Origin of the sequence: Kitasatospora albolonga (assembly GCF_039535905.1) — a bacterium.
In the GTDB taxonomy this organism is placed as follows: domain Bacteria; phylum Actinomycetota; class Actinomycetes; order Streptomycetales; family Streptomycetaceae; genus Kitasatospora; species Kitasatospora albolonga.
Window position 1 is genome coordinate 1 of sequence record NZ_BAAAYB010000026.1, and the last position, 12742, is coordinate 12742.

General features: G+C 72.7%; 11 protein-coding genes and 1 pseudogene. 7 read left to right on the forward strand and 5 right to left on the reverse strand.

Features of this window, described 5'->3' with window-relative positions; all coding sequences use genetic code 11:
* Window positions 1–320 (forward strand): VIT1/CCC1 transporter family protein (locus ABD946_RS06630; protein WP_345281024.1); only part of this gene is annotated, 320 nt, incomplete at its 5' end.
* 185 nt (window positions 321–505) lie between these two features.
* On the opposite strand, the gene ABD946_RS06635 is transcribed toward ABD946_RS06630, so the two are convergent.
* Window positions 506–1201, reverse strand: a complete 696-nt coding sequence (locus ABD946_RS06635; RefSeq protein WP_345281027.1) for a tyrosine-protein phosphatase — start codon at window positions 1199–1201, stop codon at window positions 506–508.
* 327 nt (window positions 1202–1528) lie between these two features.
* Between ABD946_RS06635 and ABD946_RS06640 the strand changes: the two genes are divergently transcribed.
* A complete protein-coding gene (locus tag ABD946_RS06640) occupies window positions 1529–2095 on the forward strand; it encodes a DJ-1/PfpI family protein (protein WP_345280624.1) in 567 nt (188 codons plus the stop codon).
* A 251-nt stretch (window positions 2096–2346) separates the two neighbouring features.
* Window positions 2347–2871: an NAD(P)H-binding protein gene (locus ABD946_RS06645; RefSeq protein WP_345281029.1), complete on the forward strand. Its 525-nt coding sequence runs from the start codon at window positions 2347–2349 to the stop codon at window positions 2869–2871.
* A gap of 26 nt (window positions 2872–2897) precedes the next feature.
* Here the strand turns inward: ABD946_RS06645 and ABD946_RS06650 are convergent, their stop codons facing one another.
* Window positions 2898–4367, reverse strand: coding sequence for an MFS transporter (locus ABD946_RS06650; RefSeq protein ID WP_345281031.1), 1470 nt, complete (start codon window positions 4365–4367; stop codon window positions 2898–2900).
* A 98-nt stretch (window positions 4368–4465) separates the two neighbouring features.
* The gene (locus ABD946_RS06655) at window positions 4466–4636 is read right to left on the reverse strand and encodes a hypothetical protein (protein ID WP_345281033.1); all 171 of its coding nucleotides are present in this window, start codon (window positions 4634–4636) and stop codon (window positions 4466–4468) included.
* A gap of 229 nt (window positions 4637–4865) precedes the next feature.
* On the opposite strand from ABD946_RS06655, the gene ABD946_RS06660 reads away from it, so the two are divergent.
* Entirely contained in the window at window positions 4866–5306 is a 441-nt protein-coding gene (locus ABD946_RS06660; protein WP_345281035.1) for a GNAT family N-acetyltransferase, read from the forward strand.
* Between the two features lie 7 nt (window positions 5307–5313).
* Here the strand turns inward: ABD946_RS06660 and ABD946_RS06665 are convergent, their stop codons facing one another.
* Window positions 5314–6105 (reverse strand): alpha/beta fold hydrolase, encoded by a 792-nt coding sequence (locus ABD946_RS06665; RefSeq protein ID WP_345281037.1) that lies wholly within the window; start codon window positions 6103–6105, stop codon window positions 5314–5316.
* A gap of 176 nt (window positions 6106–6281) precedes the next feature.
* Between ABD946_RS06665 and ABD946_RS06670 the strand changes: the two genes are divergently transcribed.
* Window positions 6282–7124 (forward strand): CGNR zinc finger domain-containing protein, encoded by an 843-nt coding sequence (locus ABD946_RS06670; RefSeq protein ID WP_345281039.1) that lies wholly within the window; start codon window positions 6282–6284, stop codon window positions 7122–7124.
* A 31-nt stretch (window positions 7125–7155) separates the two neighbouring features.
* Window positions 7156–7815 carry a 4'-phosphopantetheinyl transferase family protein gene (locus tag ABD946_RS06675; RefSeq protein ID WP_345281040.1) on the forward strand — a complete coding sequence of 220 codons (660 nt, stop codon included), beginning with the start codon at window positions 7156–7158 and terminating at the stop codon, window positions 7813–7815.
* Window positions 7816–7849: 34 nt separating this feature from the next.
* On the opposite strand, the gene ABD946_RS06680 is transcribed toward ABD946_RS06675, so the two are convergent.
* Complete coding sequence (locus ABD946_RS06680) at window positions 7850–9514, reverse strand: carbohydrate binding domain-containing protein (RefSeq protein WP_380148402.1); 1665 nt, start codon at window positions 9512–9514, stop codon at window positions 7850–7852.
* Between the two features lie 251 nt (window positions 9515–9765).
* Between ABD946_RS06680 and ABD946_RS06685 the strand changes: the two are divergent.
* Window positions 9766–11535: pseudogene (locus ABD946_RS06685) on the forward strand (glycosyl hydrolase family 18 protein); the annotation flags it as partial.
* Window positions 11536–12742 lie beyond the last annotated feature (1207 nt).

The following is a 12742-nucleotide window of genomic DNA, read 5'->3' on the forward strand; positions in this document are numbered from 1 at the left end:
CGGAGACGAGCACCCGGATCCTGTACGGCGTGAGCGCGAAGGACGCCGGCTCGCCGATGGTGGCGGCGGTCTCCTCGCTGCTGCTGTTCGCGGTCGGGGCACTGCTGCCGCTGCTGCCGTGGTTCTTCGCGAGCGGCAACGGCGCGGTGGTGGCCTCGGTGGTGATCACGGCGGTGGCGTCGCTGGTGGTCGGCGGGGCGCTCGGGCGCGGCTCGGGGCGGGGTGCGTGGCGGACGGCGGGGCGGCAACTGCTGATCGTGGCACTGGCCTCGGCGGTCACGTACGGCCTGGGCGCCGTGGCGGGGACCTCGGTGACCTAGGGAGAGTGGCCACCCCGGGGCGCGGAGAACTACAGGTAGGGAACGGCAGCACGTGCAACTGGCTGACGGAGCTTCAGCGGCAGGTGGGCCGTCTTCCGATTCGCGCCCCGCGGCGGAGCCGCAGATCAGCAGAGCCTCGCGCCCCCAGAAGGGCGGCCGCCGGCGGACGACCACGCGGTGCCGGATCAGGCCGTCAGGTTGGTCCGGAGGGCGTCGAGGGTTTCGTCCGTGAGGCCGAGGGCGGTGCGGGCGTAGGTCTCGGCGTCGCCCCAGCCGTCGGTGAGGGTCTCCAGGGCGGCGGCCAGGTAGGCGGGCCGGACGGTGAGCAGCTCCTCGGTGACCCGGGGGTCGCCGCCGGCCGCGGTGAAGGCCTCGACGACGGGGGCGAAGGCGGCGCGGACGGCCGGGTTGACGGCGAGGTACTCGGCCTCGACGGTGGCGGGGTCGGCGCCGAGCAGGAGGAGCAGGAGGGCGGCGCCCCAGCCGGTGCGGTCCTTGCCGGCGGTGCAGTGGAAGAGGACGGGCCCGTCGGCGGGCGAGGCGAGCTCGGTGAGCAGGGTGCGGTAGGCGGCGCGGCCGGAGTCGCCGGCCACGAAGGAGCGGTAGTCGGAGATCAGTGCCTCGGCGGCGCGGCCGTCGCCGAGGAGGCGGTTGGCGGCGAGCGGGTCGGCCATCACGGTGCCGAGTTTGGAGGCGGCGCCGGAGCTGACCAGGTCGGCGAGGACGTCGGCGACCACCAGGCGGCCGCCGGGCGGGATGACGTCGGGCCGGGCGGCGCGTTCGCGGTCGGTGCGCAGGTCCACCACGGTGCGCACGCCCAGGGCGTCGAAGAGCGGGTCGGCCCCGGGTGCGAAGCGGTCGAGCTGCCCGGAGCGCAGCACCAGGCCGGGTCTGACGGTGCGTCCGCCCGCGAGGGGGATGCTGCCGAGGTTCGCGCAGATTGGGGACGGTGGCGGCCTCGATGGGCAGCGAGTACGGCACGGGTTCTCCTCCGGTCGGTCCGCTGCTGACGGTACGGGCCGGGCGGAGGCGGCGCGAGAGGGGCGCCGGGGATGGAAGGAGGGGGCGCACACAGGGAGCGCACGGGGGGCGCGCGGAAGCACGGAGCGGGCGTGATCACCAGGGTCCGTTGCCGTGGACGGCCCGGCGCGGAAGGGTGGGGGCGGACCGTCCACGCGGGTGGGCGGCCGGTCTGCGAAGGGCGTGGAATGACGGCGAAGGTCCTGATCGTCACCGGTGACGCGGCGGAGTCGCTGGAGGTGCTCTACCCGTACCAGCGGCTGCGCGAGGAGGGCTACGAGGTGGTCGTCGCCGCGCCGTCGAGGAAGACGCTGCAGTTCGTGGTGCACGACTTCGTGCCCGGCTTCGACACCTACACCGAGAAGGCCGGCTACACCTGGCCCGCCGACGTGGCGTTCGAGGACGTCGACCCGGCCGAGTACGTGGCGCTGGTGATCCCCGGCGGCCGCGCCCCCGAGTACCTGCGCAACGACCCGCAGGTGAAGCGGATCGTGGCCCACTTCTTCGAGGGCGACAAGCCGGTCGCGCAGATCTGCCACGGCCCGCTGATCACCCTGCCGGGCGGCGCCCTGACGGGCCGTCGCACGGCCGCGTACCCGGCGCTGGAGCTGGACGTGACCGGGGCCGGCGCGGTCTACGAGGACGCCGAGGCCGTGGTCGACGGCCAGCTGGTCTCCGCCCGGGCGTGGCCGGACCACCCGGGCTGGATGCGGGAGTTCGTGCGGATCCTGCGGGACAAGGCGCCGGTGGAGTGAGCTGAAACGGCGTCGGGCCCCGGGTGCCCCCGGTCCTCCTCGTGAGGGCCGGGGCACCGGCCGTTCGGCGTGGGGGCGGGCGCCGTCGGCGGCGGCGGGTTAGCGTCGGGGCATGCACGTGGTGATCGCCGGTGGGCACGGGAAGATCGCGCTCCAGCTGGAGCGGCTGCTGTCGGCGCGCGGGGACACCGTGACCGGCCTGATCCGCTCCGCCGCCCAGGCCGCGGACCTCAGGCGGTCGGGGCCCGGCCGTGGTCTGCGATCTGGAGTCCGTCTCGTTGGAGGACTTGGCGGGCGGGCTGAGCGGGGCCGACGCGGTGGTGTTCGCCGCCGGCGCCGGGCCGAACAGCGGCAGCGCCCGCAAGGACAGTGTCGACCGGGCGGCAGCGGTGCTGTTCGCCGACGCGGCCGAACTGGCCGGGGTGCCGCGCTACCTGATGGTCTCCACCATGGGCATCGAACGGGCCGGGGCGCCGGGCATGGACCAGGAGTTCACCGACTACCTGCGGGCCAAGGGCGCGGCCGAGGAGGACCTGAGGGCCCGTCGGATCGGCTGGACGGTGCTGCGCCCGGGCCCGCTGCTGGACGAGCCGGGCAGCGGCTTCGTCCGGCTCGCGGTGCCGGCGCTGCCGCTGGCGCCCGTCCCCCGGGAGGACGTGGCCCGGGTGCTGCTGGAGCTGCTGGACGCCCATGCGGCGATCGGCCGCACCCTGGAGCTCACCGCCGGGGCGGAGCCGGTGGCCGAGGCCGTCCGGGTGGCGCTGGCCAGCGCCTGACGGCGGGTCACCGGCTCCGGCCGGGATCAGTCGCCCCGTGCCGCGCCCTCCCGGACCTCGGGGCGGGCGGCCGGGGCGGCGGTCGGCGGCTCGGGGGTGCTGCGGTTGGCGAGGACGGAGAGCAGCAGGGCCACGGCGAAGACCGCGGTGCAGGCCAGGGCGGCCTGGAAGTAGGCGGCGCCCGGGGTGGCGGCGGAGCTGTTGAGGTAGATGCCGGAGATCGCCGAGATGCCGACGGCGGCGGCGATCCGCTGCGACATCTGGAGGATGCCGCCCGCCACCCCGGCCGCCTCGGCGGGGGCGTAGCGGAGCACCTGGGCCTGGTTGGGGGAGACCACCAGGCCGGCCGCGGCCCCGGTGCAGAGCTGGCCGAGGCCGAGCAGCACGGGCAGCCAGGGCCCCGAGGTCCAGAGCGCGGCGAGACCGCTGAGCAGGACGGCGGCCAGCGCCAGGGTGAGGCCGAGCGGCACCAGATGGGCCCCGAAGCGTTGGACGGCGCGCCAGGCCACGGAGGAGACCACGGCCATCGCCACCGCGGAGGGCAGGGTGACGGCGGCCGCCGCGAGGGGCGTCAGGCCCAGCCCGTCCTGGAGGAACATCACCAGCACCAGGCTGCCGGCCAGCGAGGCGCCGAACTGGGCCATCGCGGTGAGGGTGCCCAGGGTGTACGGCGCGGAGCGCGGCAGCGAGGGGTGGATCAGCGGCTGACGGCCCGTCGCCGCGCAGTGCCGCTGCCACCAGGCCAGCAGGACGGCCAGGGCCAGGGCGGCGGCGCCCAGGCCCAGCTGGGCGGGGAGCGCGGCGGAGGTGACGAAGGGGAGCATCACCGCGACGGTGATGGCGGCGGTGAGCAGCAGGCCGAGCGGGTCGAGGGAGGAGAGGCCGTGCGCCGCCCCGGCGGCGGGGGCGGGGCGCGGGGCGGGGCGCGGGAGGTGACGGACCGCCAGGACCAGCGTGGCCAGTCCGGACGGGGCGCTGATCAGGAAGGCCAGCCGCCAGCCCCACTCCGGCCCGGCCAGCGCGATCAGGGCTCCGCCGAGCGGCGGGCCCAGGGCGATGGCCACCGCACAGGTCACCTGGTAGAGCCCGAGGGCCTTGGTGCGGGCCGCTCCGGTGAAGACGTCCTGGAGGGTGCCGATCATCTGGGAGTTGACCAGGCCGGCGCCCGCGCCCTGGAGCAGCCGCAGGACCACCAGGAGCCACGGGTCGGTGGCGGCCGCGGCGAGCAGGCCGGCCGCGACGAACAGGGCGATCCCGGCGACGAAGAACTGCTTGCGGCCGCGCAGGTCACCGAGCCGCCCGCCGGGTATCAGTGCCAGGCCGAAGGCGAGCGAGTAGCCGGCCACGATCCACTGGATCTGGGTGGCCGAGGCCTCCAGGGTGCTGCGCAGCGCGGGGACGGCGATGTTGAGGACGGAGTTGTCCAGCATGGTGGTGAAGCCGCCCGCCAGACAGACCGCGAGGATCCGGTTCTGCTTCTTCGCTGTTCTGTGCACTGACGGAGGCTAGCGGGTGCCGGCCGCGTGGGGGAGGGGTGGGTCAGGTCCGTCGCGTACTCACGCACCTTGCCGTGGCCACTCCCGGGGGAGGGCGGTCACTCCTGGGGCGGAGGTGCGGGATCGGGTGCCGGGGGCGGGCCCGGGTCCGGGTCGGGCAGCGGCGGGCGCGGGCCCGGTCCGGGCGGCGGCCCGGGGAAGGGGTCCGGGCGGGGCGGCTCGGGGAACGGCGGGTGGGTGTCCGGGTTCGGGGGCACGGGCACGGTCATGGCGGCCTCCCTCGGTCTGTGTACGGGCACCTACCCCGGACCTCCGGGACGACACCCGCGGCGCGGCACGGGACGCCGTGCGTCGTAGCCCTGCGGGAGAGCCCGGCCGGTCCGGGCGGCAGCGGCGCACGGGGCGGCGCGGCAGGCGGAGGCGGCGGCGGTGGACGGACCGGCACTGCCGAGGCCGCGAACCGCCGCTGACCGGGCGCCTCCCCTAGGCTGTGCGGTCATGAGCGTTCTTGTGGATATCGCCCGGGAGGCGGACGGCGAGCTGGTCGAGGCCTTCGCCCGTCTGCTGCCGCAACTGTCCGGCAGCGCCGAGCCGTTGGACCGCGAGGCGGTGGCCGGGTTGCTGGCCTGCTCGGCGAACACCGTGCTGCTGGCCCGGCTGGACGGGCGGATCGTCGGGACCTTGACCCTCGTACTGCTCCCGCTGCCGAGCGGGCTGCGGGCCCGGATCGAGGACGTGGTGGTGGACGCGGGGGCGCGTGGGCACGGCGTGGGCGCGGCGTTGACCGCTGAGGCCGTCCGGCTGGCGGAGGAGGGCGGGGCGCGGACGGTGGACCTGACCTCGCGGCCCTCGCGGGCGGCGGCGAACCGGTTGTACGAGCGGGCGGGGTTCGAGGTGCGGGGTTCGGTGGTCTACCGGCGGACCGTGGGGACGGGCTGAGCGGTCGTCAGGGCTTCCAGGTGCGGTCGAGGAAGTCGGCGATCAGGGGGGCGATCTCGGGGAGGTGGTCCTCGAGGGCGAAGTGGCCGGTGTCGAAGAGATGGAGCTCGGCCTCGGGGAGGTCGCGCAGGTAGGCCTCGGCGCCGGTGGCGGGGAAGAAGGCGTCGTTGCGGCCCCAGAGGACCAGGGTGGGCGGGGTGTGCTCGCGCAGCCACTGCTGCCAGGCCGGGTACTGCGCGACGTTGGAGTGGTAGTCGAAGGCGAGGTCGAGCTGGGGCCGGGTGCGGCCGGGCAGGTCGAGGAAGTGCTGGTCGAGGGTCCAGCCCTCGGGGGCGATCAGCTCGGGGTCGACGGTGCCGCCCTCGTACTGGCCCCTGGTCATCGGGAGGGTGAGCAGCTCGCGGACGGTCTGCTCGGCGCCGGGCTGCCCGGGGCGCAGGGCGATGAAGTCGCGGGCCATCGGGGAGAGGCCCTCGGTGTAGGCGTTGGCGTTCTGCACCACCAGGCCGGCGATGCGGTGCGGCTGACGCAGCGCCAGCCGGAAGCCCACGGGGGCGCCGAAGTCGAAGGCGTAGAGCACGAAGCGCTCCAGGCCGAGGAGTTCGACGAAGCGCTCGGTGACCTCGGCGAGGTGGTCGAAGTCGTAGACGAAGGTGCCGCCGGCGGAGGCCGGTGCGGGGGCGTCGCTGTGGCCGAAGCCCGGGTAGTCCGGGGCGATCAGGCGGTAGCGGGTGCCGAGGACGTCGATCAGGCGGCGGTACTGGTGCGAGGCGGAGGGGAAGCCATGCAGCAGGAGCATCACCGGGGCGTCCGGATCGGTGGGCAGGCTCTCCCGTAGAAGAGCCGCAGGCCGTCGACGTCGAGGTGGCGGTGGCGGACGCGGGCGATCATTTCTAATGCCTCCTTGGTGGCTAGTGGCGTTAGCTTCTCGCAGAGTCTTCTAATGTGTCAAGGGATTGATTTAGCATTAGCGGCATGGCTGACCCACTGATCGGTGAACCGCTCGCCCTGGATCTGCTCAACACCCGTCCCCGGGACGGTGACCAGCTCGCCGATCCGGCGGCACTCCGGCGCTGGCTCGAACTCCAGGAGGCCCGCGGGCTGTTGGAGGTCCCGGCGGTGACCGGGCCGGCCGAGCTGACCGCCGTCCGTGAGGTGCGGGAGCTGGCGGTGGTCGCGGTCGGGAGGGTCCGGCGGGGCGAGCCGGTGCCGGGGGCGGTGCTCGACGCGCTCAACGCCAGGCTGCTGGCGGCCCCGCTGGTGGGCGAGCTGCTCCCCGGCCCGGCCGGGCCGGTCTACCGGCTGCGCCGCACCGGCCCGGCCTCGGCCCGGCTGGCAGGTGAACTCGCGGAGGCGGTGGCCGAGTTGGTGACCGGCGGGGAGGTGCTGGCCGCTGTGCGGGACTGTGCCGCCGAGGACTGCGCGTTGATGTTCGTGCCCGCGAACCCCCGGCGCCGCTGGTGCTCACGGCCACCTGTGGCAACCGCGCCCGGGTGGCCCGGCACTACCGCCGTCGGCGGGAGGGGAGTTGAGAGGAGAGGGAGGGGGGAGGGCGGGACTGAGGCGGTGTCAGTCTGGACGCGGCCGCGCACGACGGGCCGGGCCGCGGCCGGCAGGGGCGGGGCAATGCTCAGCCGCCTGCCGCCTGGCGTGTCCTGCGTCTTGCCGCTTGCCGCTTGCCGCTTGCCGCTTGCCGCCTGGCGTGTCCTGCGTCTTGCCGCCCGCGTCGTGGGCCTTGCCGCCCGCGTCATGGGTCGCGCGTCCTGCCGCTGGTCGCTTGCGTCCGGCCAGGGCCGGTGGTGCGTGGGCGGGGGGTAGGCTCGGGCGGATCGAGTGAGGGAGGCGTGTGGTGGAGCCGCTGGTGGTGGTCGCGGGCAGTGCGGAGGTGCTGGCGCGGGCCGGTGCGGGGGAGGGGCTGCTGACCGGAGTGGAGCGGGCCCGGGCCGCGCGGTTCCGGCACGCGTCGACCCGGGAGGACTTCGTCGCGGCCCACGTGCTGGTGCGCGAGTGCGCCGCGCGGCTGCTCGGTACGGAGGCCGCCGCCCTGACGCTGCTCCAGCGCTGCCCGGACTGTGAGGAGGAGGGCCACGGCCGGCCGTACCTGGCGGAGCACCCGGAGGTGCACGTGAGCCTCTCGCACGGGAAGGGCGTGGTGGCCGCGGCGGCCGGCCCCGGCCCGGTCGGGGTGGACGTGGAGCAGCCGTCCCGGGGGATGGTCGCCGAGGTGGCCGAACGGGTGCTGGCCCCGGCCGAGTTGGCGCGGCTGAAGGAGCACCCGGAACCGGAGCGGGCGTTCCTTCGGCTCTGGGTGCGCAAGGAGGCGCTGATCAAGGTCGGCCGCGCCACGCTGGACACCCTGGCCGGAGTGGACCTCTCCGCCCTGCCGCTGGACGGCTCGCCGCTGCGCGGCCGGTGGGACGGGCTGCACCTGCTGGACTGGGAGGACGGTGCGCGCGGCGCGGTGGTCGGCGCGGTGGCGGCCACCGAGCCGCGCCTGCTGGAGCTCTGACGCTCCGGCAGGCGCGGCCCGGTCGTCCGGAGCGTCAGCCGGTGAAGCCGGCCGTGATCTTGGTGAACTGCCAGTCGGCCTGCGAGGTGCCGGAGCAGGTCTCCTGCACGCCGCCGCCGGGGCACGGCCGGTCCCGGTTGACGGACCAGAAGGCGAGGCGGGCGATGTGCTTGGTGTTGGACCAGTCGCGGATCTTGGTCCAGGTGTCGGTGCTGGTGAGCTCCTGCTGGTCGCTCAGGCCGTTCATGCCGCTGATGCCGAGGTGGGCGTAGGCGGTGGCGTCGTCCCAGCCGAAGACCGACTTGAGCTTGGTCTTCAGGCCCTCGGCCGCACTGACGGTGGAGCCGTACATGTCGGCGCCGCCGCCGAAGTCGAACGGCATGATGGTGAAGACGTCGATGTTGGCGTTCAGCGCCTTGGACTGCTCGATCAGGCGGTTGCCCCAGGAGGTCGGGCCGCTGGTGGCGGTGCCGAAGGTGAGGATGGTCCGCAGGCCGGGGTTGTTGTTCTTGACGATCTTCAGGGCGGTGATGATCCGGTCCTGGACGGTGGCGTTCTCGAACTCGTCGGTGTTCTCGATGTCCACGTCGATGGCCTTGAGGCCGTAGGCGTCGATCACCTTCTGGTAGGCCCCGGCCAGTGCCTCGGGGGTGGAGCAGTTGGGGCCGAGCTTGTTGCCGCTCCAGCCGCCGATGGACGGGACGACGTCGCCGCCGGCCGCCCGGATCTGGTTGATGACGGTCTGGTCCACGCCGCCGAGCAGCGGCCGCTGGCTGTCCCAGGTCGGGTTGCAGCCGTTCTGGGCCAGGATGAAGGCCATGGTGAACCACTTGATGCCGGTCGCGCTCATCACCGTGGTCGGGGACGGCGGGTTGCCCCAGCCGTTGTAGAGGTAGGGCGCGGCCTGCTTGAAGCCGGGCGGCGGGGTGGTGCCCGGGTCGGTGGTGACGCTCACCGCGTTGGAGGCGGGGGAGGTGTTCCCGGCCGCGTCGCGGGCCTTCACGGTGAAGGTGTAGGCGGTGTTGGCGCTCAGGTTGGAGACGGTGGCGCTGGTGCCGCCGACGGTGGTGGCCAGGGTCGAGCCCTGGTAGACGTCGTAGGCGGTGACGCCGACGTTGTCGGTGGCCGCGCCCCAGGTGAGCGAGACCGTGGAGGAGGTCTTGCCGGTGGAGAGCGGGGTGCCGGGGGTGGTCGGCGCCTGGGTGTCGTTGCTGCCGCCGGGGCCGTCCAGGCTGATGTCGTCGGCGTTGTAAGTCCCCTGCCCGTACCAGCCGTTGAGGTAGATCTCGGCGCTGGTCTGGCTCGCCCCGGTGGTGAAGGAGACCGAGAGCTTGGTGTAGGCGGAGGCGGACGGGGTCCAGGTGGAGGTGCCACCGGTGACGCCGAGGTAGACGTAGTTGCCGCGGACCCATCCGCTCAGCGTGTAGGCGGTGTTGGGCTGCACCGCGACGGTCTGCGTGCACTTCGCGGTGTCGCTCGAACTCACCGCGCCGGCAAGGGCCTTGGAACCGCCGTGGATGGGGGTGGAGACCACCGAGCCGAGGCCGCCGGTGCAGGACCAGCCGGAGAGCGTCCCGGTCTCGAAGCCGGGGTTGGTCAACAGGTTGGCCGCCTGGGCGGTGGTCGGCACGGTGAGTGCCGCCGCGGCCGCCAGGATGCCGGCGCCTGCCACGGAGAGCAGGCGGATACGGGTACGCAAGACGAGTACCTCCAGTGGGGGATGGTTGGTACCGAGCGGACGGACCGTCAGGACATGGGGGCCGGGGCATGGTCGGTGCACGCCCCGGGGCTTGACGGCGTCGCGCAAATGGTATGGACCTGTTGACGCTGTGGTCCAGTCCTCCTACATTCATCCTCACATCGCCCAGTGCGATTCGGCCGTCACCCGACCGGACGGCAAGCACGGTTCTGCAACCCCCTGTACGGAACCCCCACACCCACAGGAGAACCATGCCCACCCATCTCAGGAGCAGGCTGCTCGCGTTGTTGAGCACCGCACTGCTGCTCCCGGTCGCCCTCCTCGCCACGCTCGCGGCCCCACCCGCGCACGCGGCCGGACGGCTGACCGCCACCTTCGCCACGGCCGACAACGGCTCCTGGTGGAAGGGCACCTTCATCGTCCGCAACGCCACCACGGCCGCCGTGACCGGCTGGACCCTGGAGTTCGACCTCCCGGCCGGCGTCACCATCAGCGGCAGCTACAACGGCGACGCCACCGTGACGGGCCGTCACGTGGTGGCCAAGAACGCCTACTACAACGCCACCGTCCAGCCGAACGCGACCACCGAGCCGTACAGCTTCTGGTTCGTCGCCAACGGCCCGATCGGCACGCCGACCGGCTGCACCGTCAACGGCGACAAGTGCGACGGCACCCCCGACGTGCCGCCGGGCGCTCCCGGCAAGCCGGTGGTCACCGCGCTGACCACCAAGTCGGCCGCGCTGAGCTGGCCCGCCGCCACCCCCGGCGACTACCCCGTCGCCTCCTACGAGATCCTCAACGGCTCAACCGTGGTGGGGACTTCGACCGGCACCTCGGGCACCGCGACCGGGCTCACCCCGGCCACCGCGTACGGCCTGACCGTCCGGGCCAAGGACACCCGGGGCAACGCCGGACCGGTCAGCCCGGTGGTGCAGTTCACCACGACCGACCCGGCCAGTGACCCCGTGCCGCCCACCGCGCCCACCAACCTCCGTGCCACCACGGTGACTTCGGGGTCGATCGCGCTGGCCTGGAACGCCTCCACCGACAACGTCGGAGTGGTCTCCTACGACGTGTACCGGGACGGTGCGCTCACCCAGAGCGTCACCGGCACCACGGCGACGGTGAGTTCGCTCGCCCCCGCCACCTCGTACACCTTCACGGTGCGGGCCCGGGACGCGGTGGACAACCTCTCCCCGCTCTCCGCCCCGCTCACCGCCACCACCGGTGACCTGGCCGGGCCGGGCAAGTACACCCGGGTCGGCTACTTCACCCAGTGGGGCATCTACGGCCGCCAGTACTTCGTCAAGAACCTCGACACCTCCGGCTCGGCCGCCAAGCTCGACGTCATCAACTACGCCTTCGAGAACATCGACCCGGTCAACCTGACCTGCCTGGCGGGCGTCACCAAGGGCACCACCGCCAACCCGCAGGATCCGGACCAGGGCACCGGCGCGGGCGACGCGGACGCCGACTACGGCCGTCCGTTCAGCGCCGCCCAGTCGGTGGACGGGGTGGCCGACGACGGCTGGGGCAAGCTGCGCGGCAACCTCAACCAGCTGAAGAAGCTCAAGGCCAAGTACCCGCACCTCAAGGTCGTGGTCTCGCTGGGCGGCTGGACCTACTCCAAGTACTTCTCCGACGTGGCGGCCAACGACGCCTCCCGGCAGAAGTTCGTCAAGTCCTGCCTGGACGTCTGGATCAAGGGCGACCTGCCCGCCTACAACGGGGCCGGCGGCCCGGGCGTGGCGGCCGGGATCTTCGACGGCATCGACCTGGACTGGGAGTGGCCGGGCTCGCCCGACGGCCACGCCGGCAACCACTGGAGCGTCAACGACAAGGCCAACAACACCGCGCTGCTGGCCGAGTTCCGCAAGCAGCTGGACGCGCTGGGCGGCTCGCACAAGCTGCTCACCGCCTTCACCCCCGCCGACCCGGCCAAGATCAACCAGGGCTGGGACCTGTCGCAGATCTTCAAGTACCTGGACATCGCCAACGTCCAGGGCTACGACTTCCACGGCAAGTGTATGACCTGGGACCTCGGTCTTGACCTGCGAGAGTGCCGTGAGGTGTAGGGGCACGAGACGTTCGAACCGCCCTGACTGGACTGCCGACGCCGGTTTACCCGACGAGACATCCCCTGCCGGAACTGTGGAACCCGGCGCCTCTCCGGTACGACAACCCGACAACAGGCTATCGAGAGGTCGGCTGAACTTCGGCCGTGGTGCCACCCTCGTCGGTGATGCCTCCAAGATTCGCACCGGCCACGACGTCCAGAATATGGCGACCCCGCGCAAGCTGACGATCAACGCTCTCCGCACCGCCAGGCACTGCTCTGCATCGACTGATCAGTAGGCTCACGAGATCACCAGACACAGCGGGCTGCGCTCACTGTTCCGCGCCCTCAAACGCGAGCGCGTCATCTTCCACGACCCGGCCCGCACCGTACACCTCGGCAGCAGAACCAGCGTGCCGCGCCCCGTACCCAGCGACCAGGCCGCCGGACTGCTCGACAACACGTCGAGCCGGCTCGCAAGCTCCGCGTCGCCCTGGTCGCCATCCACGCCATCCAACCGACGGTGCTTCTCCGAATTCGCACCACCGAGCTAGACCGCTCCTGGTCGACTCTTTCCGCCCTCCGCTGCCAGTGAGGGGCCGGCATGGTGCTCATGCCGGCCCCTCACCGCCTACCGCTTGCCTCGTACAGCGCGCAGGAGGTCGGCCAGTGCCCGAAGAATCTCCGGGCGCTCCGATCCGCTGGTGCTACTGAGAGCCTTCCATCCGATCAGCAGTGCCACGAGCAGCACGGCCACGATCGGGGCAAGGGGGAGGAGAATGTACTGCCACAGCTCCATGAACGGGCGGCCTTTCCGAGCCTCGCCGGAAAGTCTGGGCGCCTGATGCTTCGGTCTTTTGACCGGGGAACCATCTTTTTGTGGCACACAGAAATTCCGGAACAGTTGAGTTCCGCATGACTGTGCGATTCACCCCAAAAAACGTGGTTCCCCAGCTCCGGTCGAGTGACCAGACTCGGCGCCGTCGCTACTTGCGACTGGCTAGGTAGAAGCACCTACTGGGTGAGCTGACGGGTTGGTGCGACCAAGCGCACTTCGCGCGACTGACGCTAGCAGCTGCGGCGCTTCGCCGGTGAGTAAACCGGCAAGATGTCCGCCGCAACCACCCGGGGCGACGGGCGGAGCGGCTCGCGCCTGAGGGATCATGGACGTG